This window comes from Nostoc sp. LEGE 12447, assembly GCF_015206985.1.
Taxonomy (GTDB): domain Bacteria; phylum Cyanobacteriota; class Cyanobacteriia; order Cyanobacteriales; family Nostocaceae; genus Nostoc.
The window spans coordinates 173,695-191,987 of record NZ_JADEXT010000002.1 but is presented as its reverse complement, the minus strand read 5'-3'; the positions used below and the strand labels follow the sequence as shown (position 1 = coordinate 191,987).

Below are 18,293 nucleotides of genomic sequence, written 5' to 3'. Positions count from 1 at the left end.
TAAATATGACAACTCCCCCACAACTTACCACCACGCAGATTGATCGCGTGCGAACTCATATCAAAAAAACCTGGAAAACCTTAACGCGATCGCACGAACACTTATTACAATCCGCCAAAGATACCAAACTAGACCACAAAACCGATACTCCTTGGCTCGTCTACATTTCCCCCTTAGAAGATTGTCCCGACATTCAGACAGTGTTAGAGCGATCGCTATCTTCCAAAGATATGCAAAGAATTGAAATTCGCACTTTGCCCTCAGAAGTCGAAGCGATTAAACAGCATGGCTTACTATATCTACCAGGGCCTTATGTCGTACCAGGTGGTCGATTTAACGAAATGTATGGCTGGGACAGCTACTTTATATTACTGGGACTTTTGCACGATCAAGAATGGGAGCTAGCGCAAAGCCAGGTAGATCAATTGTTGTACCAGGTGAAGCATTACGGCACGATCCTCAATGCCAACCGAACTTATATGCTGTCGCGATCGCAACCCCCCGTCCTCAGCATGATGGTTTTGGCATTATTTCAGCACACCCAGGATGAAGAGTGGTTGAGGACAACCGTACCGCTTTTAGAACAATTTTATTATTACTGGGTAGTACCGCCCCATTTGAATCCCGGAACCGGCTTATCCAGATTTTATGCCTTTGGCGAAGGCCCCGCGCCAGAAGTTGTATTTTCCGAGCGAGATGACGAGGGAAAAAGCCACTACGATCGCGTCAAGGAATATTACCAAACCTTTGACGTTGAAGATTACGACGTTAATCTTTACTATGATCGGGAAAATGACAAACTGACCCACCTATTTTACAAGGGCGATCGCACCATGCGCGAGTCCGGTTTTGATATCACCAACCGATTTGGCCCCTTCAGTGCTGATATCCTCCACTACGCTCCTGTGTGCCTCAACAGTTTGCTGTATCAGGTAGAACAAGATATGGCGAACATTAACGCTATTTTGGGGAACGAACAACTGGAACAACAATGGCGCGATCGCGGCGAATATCGGCGCGATCGGATCGATCAATTTCTCTGGAATGAAGAACGAGGACTCTATTGCGACTATCACTTCCAGAGTGGAAAACGCCGTTGCTACGAATTTGCAACCACATTCTATCCCCTATGGCTGGGAATTTCTTCTCAAGCCCAAGCCCAGCGTGTCGTGGAAAACCTCTCTTTGTTTGAAGCCCCAGGCGGAATTCTTACCAGTACTCATATCACCGGAAACCAGTGGGATGCACCTTTTGGTTGGGCACCATTGACATTAATTGCTGTTCAGGGACTTCACCGTTACGGGTTTCATACAGAAGGCGATCGCATTGCTAACAAATTCCTGGCTATGGTAATTAAAGAATTCGAGCGTCACAATACCTTAGTTGAGAAATATGATGTTGAACGCTGTTCTGCCAACGTTTCCGATGAAATCTCCTTTGGATATAGTTCTAACGAAGTTGGCTTCGGCTGGACAAATGGAGTTATTCTGGAACTCTTAGCAGCCCGTGGGAAAAAAGTTTAAATAAAAAGGCGTGAGTTTTTTCCTCACGCCTTTATTTTATTTATTACACTTGACTCTATATGGCTTATGTATACTTGAGTGACAATTTGTACCCTAATAGAGGATGAGTATCAAAAACAGTTGTTTCAAAACAACGATCAACTTATTTCCTCAATCTTTCCCAACTTGCAACTAACGGCACAAAAAATCTTTACGGCTGTGCAACCTGTTTCCAAGTCAATACTACTCGGTTAAGCATTTTGAACTCAGAATTTGGTTTGGGGAAAAGGTTAAAGGGTAAGGGTTAAAGGTTTTTTCTTTCCCTTTTCCCCTTCCCCTTTTCCCCTTAACCGACAAGTATTGGTTTCCAAGTAGTTTATTTCAATCGCAACGCAAATATACCAATCTTATTTGATTGGCTCTCCACCAAAAGAATCAGCTCCCCGACTTCTTGAATAAGTCGGGGAGCTTTGTGTTTATAAATATTTTCCAAATGCTATATCAGCACCTATTAATTATCATCTTTACGCTTATCGTAAGGCTCACCTGTAAAAGGTTGTACCCCAGTAGCAGGATAAGCATCATCATTAGGGCCAAAGATCCGCATTGCAGCTTCAGAAATATACCGAGTTATATTACCAAGGATTTTGGAAATAGCCATAATATTGGACTCCTTATTTTGAGTCGCTTTAATTGTGCTACCTATACTCTAATACCAATATTCTTCGCTGGCTCTACTTCTCAATATATTGAGAATATATGCAATGTTTATTCAGATAACTTCGCAATACTTTAATTAGTCAAAAAGTTAAACGTTTCTCTTTGATTCTAATTGAAATTTATCTATTTCTCCAAATCCTGTCTAGAAAAGAGGCTGGCAAACAAACTTGCCTTGGCAGGATATTATTTTCTTTCGTTAGCCGATTGTAAAATTAACATTATTGCTAGCTTTTACTATTAAAAAATATTAAATATTCTATAAAGCTAGTATAAATTTACCTATAAATCTACTGTTATATAGCAATCTCATGAAATATCCTGAACGGTAGTTGACATTATTTATGGTAAATATTACCATAAATAAAAGAAGCAGCTTGTAAGGAATCTCTTGCATGACAACTTTGCCAGATTTGGACTATGTATATAAACAGCAAAGCCAGCAGAACCAGGAACTAAACCTCTCGGCTGATGACTACAGCTTGCTGACCGATCTTTACCAATTGACGATGGCAGCTTGTTACACAGGCGAAGGTATCGAACAACGACGGGCAAGTTTTGAATTGTCTGTCAGACGATTGCCAGAGGGTTTTGGTTATTTAATTGCAATGGGGCTGACGCAAGCATTGGAATATTTAGCCAAAATCCGCTTTAGTGCCTCGCAAATTGCGGCATTAAAGGCAACGGGAATTTTTGCTCATGCAGGCGATCGCTTTTGGTCACTTTTAGCTGAGGGAAAGTTCACGGGTGATGTTTGGGCAGTACCAGAAGGGACGGTTGTATTTGCCAATCAACCACTGTTGCGGGTGGAAGCACCCCTTTGGCAAGCGCAATTAGTAGAAACTTACCTTTTAAATACGATTAATTACCAGACTTTGATTGCCACAAAAGCAGCACGCTTGCGGGATGTAGCGGGGGAATCAGCAACACTTTTAGAATTTGGCACAAGACGAGCATTTAGCCCCCAAGGGTCTTTGTGGGCGGCGCGGGCGGCTTTGGCGGGTGGTTTAGATTCCACCTCAAATGTGTTAGCAGCGCTACAACTGGGACAACAGCCAAGTGGTACGATGGCGCACGCCCTGGTGATGGCGCTGTCAGCAATAGAAGGCACTGAAGAACAAGCTTTTAGTGCATTTCATCGATATTTTCCAGGTGCGCCGTTGCTGATTGATACTTACGATACCGTTGCTGCTGCCCAGCGCTTGGCTGAAAAAGTAAATTCCGGGGAAATGCAATTAACAGGAGTGAGATTGGACTCAGGAGATTTAGTTACCTTATCAAAGCAGGTGCGATCGCTCCTTCCTGGTGTACCAATTTTTGCCAGTGGCGACTTGGATGAGTGGGAAATTGCCAGATTAAAAGCTGCTGGGGCTGAAATTGATGGTTACGGATTGGGAACCAGATTAGTTACAGGTTCGCCTGTAAATGGAGTCTATAAACTTGTAGACATTGATGGTATCCCAGTGATGAAGCAGTCAAGTGGTAAAGTTACTTATCCAGGGCGCAAGCAGATTTTTCGTTCATTTACGGGAGGTAAGTTAAAAGCAGACAGGTTGGGACTCTTAGGTGAAATTCCTTTGGATGAAGAACCTTTGTTGCAATTGGTAGTGCAGGAAGGTCAACGGGTGCAACCGTTAGAGTCTTTGGCAACAATTCGTCAACGTACCACAGCCTCAGTTGCCAGTTTGCCACAACAAACACGGCTTTTGGATCATCCTGTGGGTGTAGAAGTGGAGATTTCTGAGGGGTTACGGGTGTTGACTGAAGAGACTAAGAAACGAACCGCCAAGGACGCAAAGTAAGATGATGAGAGTTGCTTTGTTTGGTACTAGTGCCGATCCACCAACTGCGGGACATCAAAAAATTCTGAGTTGGTTGTCTGAGCGTTATGATTGGGTAGCGGTTTGGGCGGCGGATAATCCGTTTAAGTCTCATCAAACACCCTTAGAACATCGGGCGGCAATGTTGCGACTGTTAATTGCGGATATAGACGCGCCAAGGCACAATATTGCTTTGGAACAAGAATTAAGTAGCTTCAGAACACTGGAAACAGTAGAAAAAGCCAAGCTTACTTGGGGTGAAGACGCTGAATTGACGTTGATTATTGGTTCAGATTTACTGAGTCAGCTACCACGTTGGTATCGCATTGAAGATTTGTTACAGCAAGTGCAACTACTTATTGTACCGCGACCCGGATATGCCATAGATGAGTCTAGTTCAGAGGTAGTACAAAAGCTGGGAGGGAAAATTGCGATCGCTAGTCTGACCGGTCTAGATGTTTCCTCAACAGCGTACCGCGAACATGGAGATTCTCAAGCCCTCACAGCCCCTGTAGTTGCCTATATTAATCGAGAGCATTTGTACGAATGCCAGGACGTTCACCAAAAAAGATACCAACTCCGTTAAACCAACAACCTTTGGCCGATTTCAAGGTTGGTGTTGATAATGTAATTTTTTCTGTAGATACTGTACAAAATCGGCTGTTAGTTCTACTAGTAATGCGACAGCAAGAACCATTTTTAAATCATTGGAGTCTTCCCGGTACTTTAGTGCGTCCCGGAGAGTCTTTAGAAGATGCCGCCTATCGCATTATGGCGGAGAAAATTAAGGTCAACAATCTCTATTTAGAACAACTCTATACATTTGGCGGGCCAAATCGCGATCCACGGGAAGCAACTGATAGTTATGGTGTGCGTTATCTATCAGTTAGTTACTTTGCCCTAGTGCGATTTGAAGAAGCCGAATTGATTGCCGATCGCATGACTGGTATAGCTTGGTATCCGGTAAAACAAGTGCCACAGTTAGCTTTTGACCATAATGAAATTCTGGCTTATGGACACAGGCGATTGCGAAATAAATTAGAGTATAGCCCAGTGGCTTTTGAAGTCTTACCAGAAATGTTCACTTTGAATGATTTATATCAGTTATACGCCACAGTTTTAGGTGATAACTTTTCCGATTATTCTAATTTTCGGGCGCGTCTACTCAAGTTAGGTTTTTTATGCGATACCGGAATTAAGGTATCACGAGGTGCTGGTCGTCCGGCTAGTTTGTATAAGTTTGACGCGGAAGCTTTTGCTCCCTTGAAAGATAAACCTTTGGTGTTTATTTAACCAATCACTTTACAGAGTCCAAATTCCTGCAATACCTTTCGGTTAAGATCCCCCCGCCTGCGGCGACCCCCTTAAAAAGGGAGTAGAAGAGGATTATAAGCCCCTCTTTTTAAGGAGGTTCGGAGGATATTCAAAATATTAAAACGTTAACCGAACCGTATTGCAAAGTCAAAAGTCATAACTGACTCTTGACAAATGACATAGGCGCTTCGCCTTCCCGCAGGGTATGACCAATGACTAATGACAAATAATATGAAAATTGCGATCGCTCAAATTAATCCTACTATTGGTGATTTGCTTTTAAATGCTCAAAAAATCCTAGAGGCGGCACAACGCGCAGCATCTAGCGGTGCGCGTTTGTTGTTGACACCAGAACTTTCTTTATGTGGCTATCCACCACGAGATTTATTACTAAATCCTAGTTTTGTGGAAGCGATGGGCATCACTTTACAAAACTTGGCTCAAGATTTGCCACCAAATTTAGCTGTGTTAGTAGGAACGGTTGAACCGAACCCCAATGCATATATTAGTGGTGGTAAAACCTTATTTAACAGCATGGCTTTGTTAGAGAATGGCCAGGTTAAGCAAGTTTTTCACAAGCGGCTTTTGCCTACTTACGATGTATTTGATGAACGTCGCTATTTTGAACCAGGTTTACAAGCTAATTATTTTACTTTAGATAATATCGATATTGGCGTAACTATTTGCGAAGACTTATGGAACGATGAGGAATTTTGGGGCAAACGAAGTTACGCAGTAAATCCAATTGCTGACTTAGCAATTTTGGGTGTAGATTTGATTGTCAATTTGTCTGCTTCGCCCTACACAGTCGGCAAGCAACAGTTTCGAGAAACAATGCTCAGTCATAGTGCAGTGCGTTTTCAGCAACCGATTATTTATGCTAACCAGGTTGGCGGAAATGACGATCTAATTTTTGATGGGTGTAGTTTTGCCTTGAATCGTCAAGGTGAAATTATGTCTCGCGCCCGTGGCTTTGATACCGATTTAATGGTAGTTGAATTTGATGAGGTACAAAGCGATTTACTATTGGGTTCTGTAGCACCTGTCTATGAATCAGAAGATGAAGAAATTTGGCAAGCTTTGGTTTTAGGAGTGCGAGATTATGCTCGGAAGTGTCGCTTTTCTAAAGTAGTCTTGGGTTTAAGTGGCGGAATTGACTCCGCAATAGTAGCTGCGATCGCAACTGCGGCACTTGGTAAAGAAAATGTCCTCGGTGTTCTCATGCCTTCCCCTTACAGTTCGGAGCATTCCATCAGTGATGCTTTGGCATTAGCCGAAAATTTGGGGATTAAGACTAATCTTTTACCAATTGGCGAGTTAATGCAAGGCTTCGATCAAACTTTAGGCGATTTGTTTGCGGGTACTGAGTTCGGACTGGCTGAGGAAAATATCCAGTCCCGGATTCGCGGTAATTTATTAATGGCGATCGCTAATAAATTTGGCTATCTACTTTTATCTACTGGTAACAAGTCAGAAATGGCTGTGGGTTACTGTACTCTCTACGGTGATATGAATGGCGGGTTAGCGGTAATTGCAGATGTTCCTAAAACCCGTGTGTATTCACTTTGCCATTGGTTAAATCGCAATAATGAAATCATCCCGCAAAACGTCTTGACTAAAGCACCCAGCGCTGAACTCAAACCAGGCCAAGTGGATCAAGACTCTCTACCGCCTTACGAAATTTTGGACGATATTTTGCAACGCCTGGTTCACAACCACCAATCAGCAGTGCAGATTGTTGCAGCCGGTCACGATCCGGTGATTGTAGACAGAGTAATTCAAATGGTGGCGAGGGCTGAATTTAAACGGCGACAAGCACCCCCGGGTTTAAAAATAACCGATCGCGCCTTTGGAACTGGTTGGCGAATGCCCATTGCTAGTAACTGGGTTGGTGTCAAAAAGGCTTACCAGGCTAAAACTACAGCTACACCTAACCTTAGTTTGTTGTGATGGACAAGATACTCATCCACAAATCAAGTAATTAGTTATCAAACCTCTCCCTGCCTTGAAATTTTATTAAAGTCTGTCCTTCTCCGATGCGGAGAGGGACAGACTTTGCGTAGTAAAATCTTTTTTACGCCAACGCCACAAGCTTTGTAACCACCTACTTTATAGTAGTTGTAAAAATATAAAAAGTATTTAGTCGTTATCTTCAACTGGATATGAGCGTAGCAGATTTATTTCCAACCTTGCATAAGCTATCTCGTGCAGATAAACTCAAGGTTATGCAGTTTTTAGTTCAAGAACTAGCAACTGAAGAAGAAACATTGTCGTTACAGGCAGGAGTCACTTATCATGTGTGGTCTCCCTATAATTCTCATGAAGCTGCTAATAAACTAGCCGCACTACTAGAAGAAGACAGACAGGTAAACGATGCTTAATTCACAAAGATTTTCCTTCGTTGAAAGTCTTGATGTGTTCGGGGATATCGATGCAGTGCCAATATTACCTATGACGTTAAGCTACAAAAATTCTGTCGTTAACGTTTCAGGTTTATTGGATACTGGAGCTAGTATTAATGTTTTACCTTACAGTGTAGGTATTCAGTTAGGGGTAGTTTGGGAAGAACTAACAACCTCAGTGCAACTGGCTGGAAACCTTGCACCAGTCGAAGCAAAAGGGTTAGTTGAATCTGCTTAAATAGCCAGTTTTGAACCAGTGCGATTGGTATTTGCTTGGAGTCTCACGGATAATGTGCCGTTACTTTTAGGACGCATGAATTTTTTCTTAGAATTTGATGTCTGTTTTTATCGTTCGCAGATGGCGTTTGAACTGTCTTCTAAGTCGTAGATCCGATCGCTCCACCTCAAAGCTTCATCATTCCACCTCTGAACTCGAAAGTTGCACCTTTGAACACAAGTTGTCGAGTTAAAAGGGCGATCGCTTAACCTTTAACCCTCGAAGTTGCACCTTTTATCCTCGAAGTTGCGCCTTTTATCCTCAAAGTTGCGCCTTTTATCCTCAAAGTTGCACCTTTTACCCTGGAAGTTGCACCTTTTACCCTGGAAGTTGCGCCTTTAACCCTCAAAGTTGCACCTTTAATCCTCATCATTCTGCTTCTGAACTTAAAGGTTGTATCTCAGAACAAAAATTATCGAGTCAAAAGGGCGTAGGTCTAGCCAGTCGGAGACATTGCTCAATCTCTAAACCCAACCAATAGGTTATTTTTACTCATCTAAACGGTGTGCGATCGCATTCAGCAATGACTCAAAGTCTGATTTGCTGTGAATATCAGGGGTGAGCGTGTTCATATCTTTTAGTAGGTTAGTCAGTTCTGCGATCGTGTTGCGAATCTCGGTGTATTGATCAATTTCTTCACGAAATCCCTGTAAATTAGCTGCATTAACGCCTTTCATCCCTTCATCTAATTCTTTAATTTCGTCTTCCCAATGCTTAATATATTTAAGTCTTGCAACAGGTTTATAAATTTGGGCATCGGCTAGCACAATCGGGAAAATTCGATTATAAAACTCTCCATTTTTAGCGATTTGCACTAGCTCAAACATGCAATTGGGAGATTTTAAATACTTGTCACTAATAACTGCGATCGCACATTTGCCGCGTCCAATCCGTTCCATAAAGGCTTTAATTAGTCCTTTGTAGCCCAAATCGCGTTTGTCGCGGATAATTGTGATTCCTTTTGCCTGAAAAGTCTCATCCAGTTGATTGACAAATTGCTCACTTTCTCCACCCCAAGCATAAGATATGAAAATTTCCTTCTCGAATTCCATTGCAGATTGACTATTCATGATGGGTTTTTCTTCTTGATTGCTATCTTGTAACCGATGTGTCAATGATTCATCTCGCTTTCGTTCCAGTTCGTTTTGCAACTGTGCAACCTGGGGGTTGACTTCCTTATCTGGTCTATCAGATTGGAACATGACATCATCAATTAGCCTGCGGACATTTACCATTTGACGGCTTTTCCTACATTGAATCAGGTAAGCACCATCATCTAGGAACTCACGCAGTTCGTCCAGAGGATAACTATAAAGAGTTTGGCTACCTTCACATTTTTCGCAGTTACAAGGAACTAGGGTTTGATATTGTAAACGTTCATAAGAGTTGTGGATTTTTTCGAGTTCATGGGTGATGACAGCCATCAATTCTTTTTTACGGTTTCCGGCTACACGAATTTTAATTTCCCGTTGATTGTAGTTTTCAATGATTTCAGCACGAGTTTGGTCTTTGTTGAGAACAACACCATTTTTCCAAACAAGTTTTTGCTGTTCAATCCAAGGGTGCGTTTCGACAATAAAGCGGGTAAGTATGCCTTTAGGCATGAATGTATAGGTGTAGCGCAGAATTAGGTTATTGCGATCGTCCCAGGTATAATCAGCTTTTTCAATGGAAAGCAATTGCGGCGCAATATAAATGTCATCACGACCTGGGATTTTGTAGCAAAGCTTGAACCGCATCATTAATTGCAGGAGTTCCTCTCGCATATCTGCATATTCGCCGTCTTGCCAAATATCTTTGAGGTTTTCTTTGGTAAAACAACCTAGCTTTTGCTTGACAGTTTGGTTATCCAAAACTTTGTAGACGGCAGTTGTCCCCCATTCTGTTTTGAGGATGACGTAATGTTTGAGTGTCGAATCGTCCTGAAAGTGCAGGCAAACGCCGAGGTCGTGGAGATAGCTGCTCAAGCGCAGCATGTCTTTCTTGTCAGTTAAATTATTGACTCGACAAAGGGTAAAGTATTCTTCAACGCTGATGTAATTTCGGGAATTGTTCTCTAGGGCGTTTCTGACTCTTACCCAGAGTTTTGGTAAAGGTGTACCAACATGGTCAAGATTACTGATGTAAAGCTGAATAGCTTTTTTAATTTCCGCTAAACCGCGATTAGTATCTAAATTGGTTGGCAGAATTTCCTTGAGATTGTCAAATTCTCCTCGTAACTGCCCCCCATCAACTTCGCACTGACGGTCTTGTCTTTCGTTTTTGATGATAAAAACTGGGCTTTTGTCGCTCAAGAGTTCAACAACCTTCAACCACCAGTAAAAACCAGTGTTTTCTTTGCGAGTGTCGGCAACTAAAACATAGAGAGAACGTTTGCTAAGGAAAAACTGATGGGTTTGATGGTAGATTTCCTGACCACCAAAATCCCAGATGTTGACGCGAAAATCTTTGCCATTTGGCTGTGTAAAGTGCCACCGGATCACCTCAATGCCTTCGGTTGATTTCTCTTTTGGCTGGAGTTTATAGTTTTCGTCTTTGATTTTTTTGGCTAAAGAGGTTTTACCTACTTCTCCTTCGCCAACAATCAAGAATTTTGCTTCATAAAAGGGTTCAGTTTCAGCTGGATCTTGCACCCGAAAATAGAAATCGAGAATTTCATTCACATCACCCGGATCTTCATATAAATTCTTTGGCCCCAAAATTTCTGGTGGAATCGGGACTGGATTTCTACGAAGATCCAACTTTTTCAGGTTTGCTAATTGCCTGATTTCCAGTGGCAGACTGCTCAGTTGATTGTCGCTGAGGTAGAGAAATTGCAGGTTGGTGAGTTGGACAATTTCCGGTGGCAGACTGCTCAGTTGATTACTGCCAAGGTCGAGGGATTGCAGGTTGGTGAGTTGGTCAATTTCTGGTGGCAGACTGCTCAGTTGATTATCGATGAGGTGGAGGGATTGCAGGTTGGTGAGTTGGACAATTTCCGGTGGCAGACTGCTCAGTTGATTACTGCGGAGGTAGAGAGATCGCAGGTTGGTGAGTTGGACAATTTCCGGTGGCAGACTGCTCAGTTGATTACTGCGGAGGTGGAGGGTTTGCATGTTGGTGAGTTGGAAAATTTCCGGTGGCAGACTGCTCAGTTGATTACTGCGGAGGTAAAGAGATCGCAGGTTGGTGAGTTGGCCAATTTCCGGTGGCAGACTGCTCAGTTGATTGTTGTAGAGGTCGAGTGATCGCAGCTTGGTGAGTTGGACTATTTCCCTTGGCAGTATTGTTAAGCCTTTGTTAGAAAGGTCTAATTCTGTCACCTTGTCTCTGACAGCTTGTTCAATAATTTGTAGCAGTTCTTCGTTAGTCATTTTGGGTTTTACAGAGGCGATGCCTGACAACGAGTTGCTGCTTAGACGCGCAGCAGAGAAATTGAGCTAATTAATAATGTAGCTTGTATGAAGTATTGCATTGAAGCAATGTGCGATTTAGCAGCCAGAGAATATTTTTCACATCTTCCAGTACAACTTTATACTCATCATTTTTATGTATATCTTCTAAAAATTACGGGAAATATTTTATATATATTCCCAATAAATAGTTTTTTCTTGAGTATCATCTCTGTGAATTTTTGCGTACCCAATCATAAATTAATAGTAAAAATTGTGACATTCTGTTTCAGGCTAGAGTATAGTTTCGGACAACATCAATTTTTAAAATGATGTTTATACTTAGAAGTAAGTAAATGAAAGCAGGTGCATAATGAAACTACAAGATTTCTTGGGAAAAGATGAGAAATGGTCATTTGATGCGATCGCAGAAGATGCAGACTTGGCTCGTCAGATTCAGATACTATTAATCGGCTTAGTTTTGCTGGAACCTCCAGCCGATGGCAAATTTGGCCCTGTTTCTGTGATAGCTCTCAAAAAATTTCAAGAATTAACAAAGACTGAAGAGAGTGGCTTTATAGGAGCAGTCACAGCCAAGAAACTGATTGAAACCAAAATAGACGATCTTCCCAAACCCCCTTTAAAACTAGGCAATGACATCGCTAGTAAGATTGTGAAATATATGACAGCCAAAGGTTATCAGGTATTTACCAATCCCAAAGAATACAACATTGTTTATATAGAGGGTATGAATGGAGACTGGACTCTCAACAGTGATACACCCAATCAATTTAACGATCGCCGGATTGTGATTGAAGTAGTAAATGGTATTCCCAAAATCGTAGATCACTGGGAAGCAACTACAGAACCAGGAAAGTATTACACTTATAACCCGATGAATCCCAAAGGAGCGGCTAGGATTCAATTTGGACAATATAAAGCTTGGGCTGTTGGCACTCACGGCACAGCAGAACCTCACGAAGCATTAGTGCAAGTTGGAGATATCACTGTTTGTAGAGATTTCAACCAAGATTTTAAACGGACTGGCGATAAACTTGATACAGGTGATAATTTTTATGTGAATCAACACTACGGCTTTGATTTTCCCCAGAATGATATTCGTCTTGCGAGCGCGGGTTGTTTAGTGGGACGGACTCGTGAGGGACATAGAGAGTTTATGGCGATTGTTAAACAAGACCGCCGTTATGTCGCTAATCGCAAATATACTTTTTACACTACTGTGATTCCTGGCGATGATTTACTGAAAACGTTTCCAGGATGAGGCAGGATAGCACAGATGTGATGTGCTAACCCAATTTGTCTAACTTTGTTCTTGTGGTTGCCCTATCTGTGCTGTCAGCTTCTCTTTATCTTGTCTGCGTTTTTTGGCGTAAAGTTGAATAGTGACTGCCATCAAAATAATCATGGCAAAAATAGCCCAGGCAGCGATATCTGTAGGGAGATTATTCTTAAATACAGCCAGCAGAACGATCGCTACTAACATAACTGTAGGTGCTTCATTTAAAGCGCGTAATTGCTGACCACTCCAGCCACATTCGCCTACTGCTAACTTCTTCATCAGCCGAGCGCAGTAATGATGATAACCAATTAAAATAGCCACAAACAGCAGTTTTATATGTAACCAGCCCTCTTTTAAAACGTCCGGTTCAGTGGTTAATAAACCGATGGCCATTGCGATCGTCACGTACATTCCTGGATTCGTGATGATATAGTAGAGACGCTTTTCCATAATTTGATATTGATTTTTCAATATCGTTTGCGCTGGCTCAGGTTCAAGGTTCGCTTCAACGTGATAGATAAAAAGGCGTACTAGGTAGAACAAACCGGCAAACCAAACTACAAATCCGACAATGTGAAATGCTTTAAACCAAGAATAAGCCATGAATACTCATCTCCTTTACTTGTGGTTGTGAGCCATTTTTAGTGGTAGTAAAAAGTTCACAAATGCAGTCTGGAATAAAATTATAAGTCTGGCAAAGATCCAGAATTTATTTCTTTTCCACAGATAAATCATCAGTGTTTATCTGTGGTTTCATTTTTATAATATCGATTTTTGCCAAAGGTATATTGTCAATGAGCATCTTTACGACGCACAAAGGGTAAAAGGTCTTCCAAAATCACCTCGTGGTAATGTTCTTGAGGATAATGTCCAACGTTATTAAGTTTTATTAATTCGGTATTTGGTGCTAAATCTGTAAATTTTTGGGCAACGTCTACAGATAACCAAGGGTCAATCATTCCCCATTGAATCAGAATTGGCTGTTGCCATTCTTTAAAACCAGATTCAATTTCGGTCATTGCTGAATCAAGCTGTAAATTGCGAATACTTGATAACAGACTCCGCCCAGATGAAGAACTTTGCAAAAATGGTTTTCGATAAATATCTAATTCCTTATCTCCTATGCGATAACGACTACCACCTTCTAGGGTTCGGTCAACTAATAGTGGGTCTTGAGTCATTACTTCACCTACCAAAGGTAAACCCATTTGTTTAATTTTCCAGGGTAATTTGGCAGCAGTTGATATTGGTGTATTTAAAATAGCTAAGTTGGCAATTTGTTCTGGATGACGCAAAGCATATTGCAATCCTACAGAACCTAAAAAACCTTGGACAACTAAAGAGAAATGTTCAAGTTCTAGGGCTTTGACAAATCCTTCTAAAGCTGTGATAAAAGCATCGGGAGTATAAGCAAAATCTCGTTTTTCTGGTTTTGCAGAAAAGCCGTAACCAATCCAATCTGGTGCGATCGCTCTTGTACCTTGATTCGCTAGAGCCGGTATAATATTACGCCAACTATAACTTTGTGAAACTAAGCCGTGTAACAACAACACAGGCGCTAAGTCAGTTCTGCCGATTGGTAAAGATTCTCGATAAAACCATTCCAGTGAATCTACATTGATTTTATGTTCTGTTATTGACACGTTATTTTCCTATATTGGGGATTGGGGACTGGGTACTTGGCATTGGGTACTGGGTATTGATAAGAAGAATTTAGTCCTTAGTCCCAGTCCCTAGTCCCCAGTCCCTAGTCCCCATTCCCTGAGAAATAATCATCTCACGAATTGCATAAGCTGTGGCGGGTGCTAGCAAAACGCCGTTGCGATAGTGTCCGGTAGCTAGGAGGATATTACTAAACCCTGATAACTTACCAATAACTGGGGCTGGACGACCTTCAGGACGGGGACGTAAACCTGACCAAGTGCGGATAATTTTTGCTGTGGATAATTCTGGGCAAAATGCGATCACTTGTTTTCTAACAGATTCCAACAGTTCTTGGTTTGGCGGTATCTCATCGCCATTGCTGGGAAACTCGACTGTCGCGCCTACCCAATAATCTCCGCCGCCTACAGGAACAATATGCACATCATTACCCGTTATCGCTGGCTGGAAGTCGGGATTGCCTAATGGATGCCCTACACGCATTTGCAACGCTTGCCCAAGTACGGGGCGGATATCAATTGTCTGATTTAATTTTGCCGTTAGCGGGGTTGAACCTAGCCCCGCAGCAATTACAAACCAATCTGCGGTTATTTTTCCTTCTGTGGTCTCAAGTTGATAGCAAAATTCAGATGTTGAGGTTGAGGCATCCAAAACAGTCACGCCAAATTTGAAAGTTACACCGTTTTGCTGGGCGGCCTCAACTAAAGCTAATGTGAGAGCAGTTGGATCGAGTTGACGATCTTGGGGAGAATAGACAGCGCCAGTAATTTTTTCACAATCCACTTGAGGACAGATATTCTGGAGTTTAGCCGTATCCCATATTTCTAAATGCCAGCCTTGAGAGTGGCGAATTTCTACAAGTTTTTCCCATGCTGCTAAATTCTCCTCTGCCAAACCAAGACTGAGAATTCCCTGGCGATTAAAAGGGATTTTGCGACCTGTTAAAGCTTCTAGTTCGGGAATCAAAGTTTCATAGCGTTGGATGCTGGTTTGTCGCATCTGCCAAGCTTTGCCCTTGATTTTTTGGCTGATTGCGCCCATCAAAACGCCCAGTGCAGCGCCCGTGGAAGCTTGTGCTGGTGGTTGGCAATCGCAAACTGTAATTTTCAGCCCTTTTACTAGACTCAGTTCGTAGGCGATCGCAGCCCCAACTACACCACAACCAATAATTACTACATTCATTACTTGTGCTTTAAATGAGAAGTTAGGAGTTAGAAGTTAAAAATTTAAAATTCCTAACTCCTGTACAGACACAAATTTTTCGCGTCTCTAACTCCTAACTCTTGTACAGACACGATTAATCGCGTCTCTAACTTTTAACCTTCTTCTTTTTTAGGAAGCAGGTCGAGGAATTTGTCAATGTCCGTGAAAGCAGCTTGGGATTGATTCAAGGCAACTAGAGGATTGCTAGCACTAGTAGCTTTATCAAGCTTAACTAGGTCGTTAAACAAATCTCGCGTTATCTGACGGGCTGTGGGTTGGTCTTTGGGCAGAAGGTTGGAAGTGACATAAGTCAGGTGCAGCCTTGCTTCTGTTATGGGCCCATGTATAAAGTTACGCACATTGATCCAATCACCTTTTTGGATTAAGGTTTTCAACTCATCTGAGCGATCGCGCACAGCCTGAATTTCAGGAACATAAGCCTGAATTCTTTCAAGTTGAGTCGCTGTGTAAGTTGGAGGTGTTACTGAAGCACCAGGGCCGCCACAACTCATGAGGAATGTGGCCAATAATACTAAAACAAATGAAAAAATCGAGCGTTGACGCGCCATGACAATGAACTTAATTGCTTTTTGTTTACCGATTCACAGTGTCATTTTAGATCGTCGCTAGTGCAATTTATCGTTCTTGTCTGCCAAGGATTTTGCAGACAATCCGAATATTTTTTATAAAGGGCAGAGTTTCATCTGCTTTTGAGGACTTTTTAAGTACAATTACTTAAGAGGTGTTAGACAGTCCCAACGAGAAGCTATTTTTCACATTTGTTAGTAACAACGATTGTTAGGGAAGTCTGATTTAGAGTTGCTAAATCTCAAAGGTCTTGATAAGCTGAAACACCGATAATATAAGCCTTCTGGCGGTTTTTCTATCTTCACATCCCCGAAGATGCCGACGCAATTATAGGAGTGTTTTTTAGTGAATGCAGCTGAACAGGCAACGAACCTTGAACTCGCTAGCAACATTGCTACGGTGGTTAACTTGTTCAAATTTGAGTTTCCTGATGCCAAATCTGATCTCAAACCCTGGAAAAATGACCCGGAAACTAGGGAGTTAGTCGATCCAGATTCTATAGATATTGGCTTTCACTTTCCTGGTATCAGCAAATCTTGGCGAAGTCGGAGTATTTTAATTCAAATCCGATTTTATCAAGATCCCATCAATAATTCCCGGCGTGCGATCGGCGTGGAGGTAGCTGGATTCGATCATCGCGGTGAAGCATGGCGACTTTCTACGGTAGAAAACTGGAATGTTGTCGGCGCATCTTCGCCTTCTGGTGAAATCGAGGATAAGCTAAAACAAATTTGCCGACAGATTTTAGAAGTTTTTAATAAGCCAAGTGAATGAAGGTGGCAGGAGCAAACCTCTCACATATTCGCGCAGCATCTTGTAAAGAGCATCTTGCAATTTTTAATTAATAATTTTTAATTTTTAATTGGAGCGAAGCGACTTGACCACCGTAATATTTGTACATGGTACAGGCATTAGAGAACGAGAATACAACGAAACCTTTCAGATAATTGAGCAAAAGATTCACGCCCAACGTCCTGATATCAAAGTTTCTCCCTGCCTTTGGGGTGTATTTGGTGCAAAGTTCAATAATAATCGGGCATCAGTACCCTTGGAGAATGCGACACTGGCTTTATCTCCAGGAGAAGAAGACGCAGAGATTGTATTGTGGGGGCAATTATACCGCGATCCTCTGTATGAATTACGGCTGTTGTCTTTGAAACCTGTTGAGGCAGGAAATCTATTTGGGGAAGAACCAGGGGATATTTTACAATCTCGTGTAGCCAGTCTCACTCCGGGATCTCAACTGGAAGCGAAGTTGCAAGAGGCGGGAATTGCAGAGGTATTTGAGCCAGCACGAGAGGCGGTTATCCACAGTGAACCGTATCATCAGGCGTTGCTCACAGTTTCCGAATCTGATTTGAGTGAATATTATGCACCAGTAGCTAGAGCAGTTGTGGCTCAAGCAATGTTTATTAGCGAACAGCAAGAAAAATTTCCCCCCATACTCACCGATGCCCAATTGCGGGATGAAGTTGTGGAATTGCTGACTCTGGCTTTGGGAGAAGTGGAGTTAGGATTAGTTGGCTGGTTATTAAGGCCATTTGTTGAACTAGCACAGTACGGCGGAACAAATTATGTCAGAGGAAACCGCCTTGAGTTAACTGATAAAATTTCGCCTATGCCTGGTGATATTTTGTTGTATCAAACACGGGGTGAAAAAATTAGGGCGTTTATCCAGCAACAAATTATCCAAGCAGAACCGCCAGTGGTTTTAATCGCCCATAGTTTGGGAGGTATCGCTTGTGTAGATTTGCTAGTGCAGCAGCAGTTGTCTCAGGTGGAATTATTGGTAACAGTTGGTTCCCAAGCACCATTTTTATATGAGATTAATGCCCTCTACAGCTTAGAATATGGGCAGTTATTGCCAGAGCATTTCCCGCAATGGTTGAATATCTACGATTTACGGGATTTTCTCAGTTACGTGGGTAATAGAATTTTTCCTGAGCGAGTGCAGGATGTGCGAGTGGATAGCAGACAACCGTTTCCCCGTTCCCACGGTGCTTATTGGACAAATGCTAAAACCTGGGAGGCAATTATTTCGAGGTTGCCATAATGGTTTACTTTTTACGGTATTTAGAAAACTCCTCTCCCAACCTCTCTTCTACAACGAGAGAGGCTTTAAATTTTCCCCTTTTCC

The 18,293-nt window shown here is 42.1% G+C and carries 15 protein-coding genes and 1 pseudogene; 10 read left to right on the top strand and 6 right to left on the bottom strand.

The genetic code is table 11. The annotated features are described in order from the left end of the window. Positions 1-5 precede the first annotated feature (5 nt). Positions 6-1,523 carry a trehalase family glycosidase gene (locus tag IQ274_RS03310; protein WP_193867355.1) on the top strand — a complete coding sequence of 506 codons (1,518 nt, stop codon included), beginning with the start codon at positions 6-8 and terminating at the stop codon, positions 1,521-1,523. A gap of 490 nt (positions 1,524-2,013) precedes the next feature. Here IQ274_RS03310 and IQ274_RS03305 read toward each other — a convergent pair whose 3' ends face one another. Further along, positions 2,014-2,163: a hypothetical protein gene (locus tag IQ274_RS03305; RefSeq protein WP_193867354.1), complete on the bottom strand. Its 150-nt coding sequence runs from the start codon at positions 2,161-2,163 to the stop codon at positions 2,014-2,016. A gap of 451 nt (positions 2,164-2,614) precedes the next feature. On the opposite strand from IQ274_RS03305, the gene IQ274_RS03300 reads away from it, so the two are divergent. The 6 genes and pseudogenes from IQ274_RS03300 (at position 2,615) to IQ274_RS03275 (ending at position 8,143) form a co-directional block, all read left to right on the top strand. After that, complete coding sequence (locus tag IQ274_RS03300; protein ID WP_193867353.1) at positions 2,615-4,021, top strand: nicotinate phosphoribosyltransferase; 1,407 nt, start codon at positions 2,615-2,617, stop codon at positions 4,019-4,021. 4 nt (positions 4,022-4,025) lie between these two features. Continuing rightward, positions 4,026-4,625 (top strand): nicotinate-nucleotide adenylyltransferase, encoded by a 600-nt coding sequence (locus IQ274_RS03295; protein ID WP_194141564.1) that lies wholly within the window; start codon positions 4,026-4,028, stop codon positions 4,623-4,625. After that, positions 4,586-5,332 (top strand): NUDIX hydrolase, encoded by a 747-nt coding sequence (locus IQ274_RS03290; protein ID WP_163929288.1) that lies wholly within the window; start codon positions 4,586-4,588, stop codon positions 5,330-5,332. The genes IQ274_RS03295 and IQ274_RS03290 overlap by 40 nt, the downstream gene beginning before the upstream one ends. A 252-nt stretch (positions 5,333-5,584) precedes the next feature. Further along, positions 5,585-7,303, top strand: a complete 1,719-nt coding sequence (locus IQ274_RS03285) for an NAD+ synthase (RefSeq protein WP_194141563.1) — start codon at positions 5,585-5,587, stop codon at positions 7,301-7,303. Between the two features lie 212 nt (positions 7,304-7,515). Next, entirely contained in the window at positions 7,516-7,734 is a 219-nt protein-coding gene (locus IQ274_RS03280) for a hypothetical protein (protein ID WP_193867352.1), read from the top strand. Then, a pseudogene (locus IQ274_RS03275) lies at positions 7,727-8,143 on the top strand (retroviral-like aspartic protease). The gene IQ274_RS03280 and the pseudogene IQ274_RS03275 overlap by 8 nt, the downstream one beginning before the upstream one ends. 377 nt (positions 8,144-8,520) lie before the next feature. On the opposite strand, the gene IQ274_RS03270 reads toward IQ274_RS03275, so the two are convergent. Continuing rightward, a complete protein-coding gene (locus tag IQ274_RS03270) occupies positions 8,521-11,385 on the bottom strand; it encodes a COR domain-containing protein (RefSeq protein ID WP_193867351.1) in 2,865 nt (954 codons plus the stop codon). 391 nt (positions 11,386-11,776) lie between these two features. Here IQ274_RS03270 and IQ274_RS03265 point away from each other — a divergent pair, with 391 nt between their 5' ends. Further along, positions 11,777-12,685 (top strand): peptidoglycan-binding domain-containing protein, encoded by a 909-nt coding sequence (locus IQ274_RS03265; RefSeq protein WP_193867350.1) that lies wholly within the window; start codon positions 11,777-11,779, stop codon positions 12,683-12,685. A gap of 39 nt (positions 12,686-12,724) precedes the next feature. On the opposite strand, the gene hemJ is transcribed toward IQ274_RS03265, so the two are convergent. The 4 genes from hemJ to psbQ all read right to left on the bottom strand — a co-directional run bounded on the left by hemJ (position 12,725) and on the right by psbQ (position 16,137). Then, the gene (hemJ, locus tag IQ274_RS03260; protein ID WP_174708275.1) at positions 12,725-13,306 is read right to left on the bottom strand and encodes a protoporphyrinogen oxidase HemJ; all 582 of its coding nucleotides are present in this window, start codon (positions 13,304-13,306) and stop codon (positions 12,725-12,727) included. 188 nt (positions 13,307-13,494) lie between these two features. Then, positions 13,495-14,346, bottom strand: coding sequence for an alpha/beta fold hydrolase (locus tag IQ274_RS03255; RefSeq protein ID WP_163929294.1), 852 nt, complete (start codon positions 14,344-14,346; stop codon positions 13,495-13,497). A 70-nt stretch (positions 14,347-14,416) separates the two neighbouring features. Continuing rightward, a complete protein-coding gene (locus IQ274_RS03250; RefSeq protein ID WP_193867349.1) occupies positions 14,417-15,547 on the bottom strand; it encodes an NAD(P)/FAD-dependent oxidoreductase in 1,131 nt (376 codons plus the stop codon). Between the two features lie 134 nt (positions 15,548-15,681). Then, entirely contained in the window at positions 15,682-16,137 is a 456-nt protein-coding gene (psbQ, locus tag IQ274_RS03245; protein WP_193867348.1) for a photosystem II protein PsbQ, read from the bottom strand. A 364-nt stretch (positions 16,138-16,501) separates the two neighbouring features. On the opposite strand from psbQ, the gene IQ274_RS03240 reads away from it, so the two are divergent. Together IQ274_RS03240 and IQ274_RS03235 are read left to right on the top strand one after the other, a co-directional pair. Next, positions 16,502-16,930: a hypothetical protein gene (locus IQ274_RS03240; RefSeq protein ID WP_179072792.1), complete on the top strand. Its 429-nt coding sequence runs from the start codon at positions 16,502-16,504 to the stop codon at positions 16,928-16,930. A gap of 103 nt (positions 16,931-17,033) precedes the next feature. Continuing rightward, positions 17,034-18,209, top strand: a complete 1,176-nt coding sequence (locus IQ274_RS03235; protein ID WP_193867347.1) for a hypothetical protein — start codon at positions 17,034-17,036, stop codon at positions 18,207-18,209. Positions 18,210-18,293 lie beyond the last annotated feature (84 nt).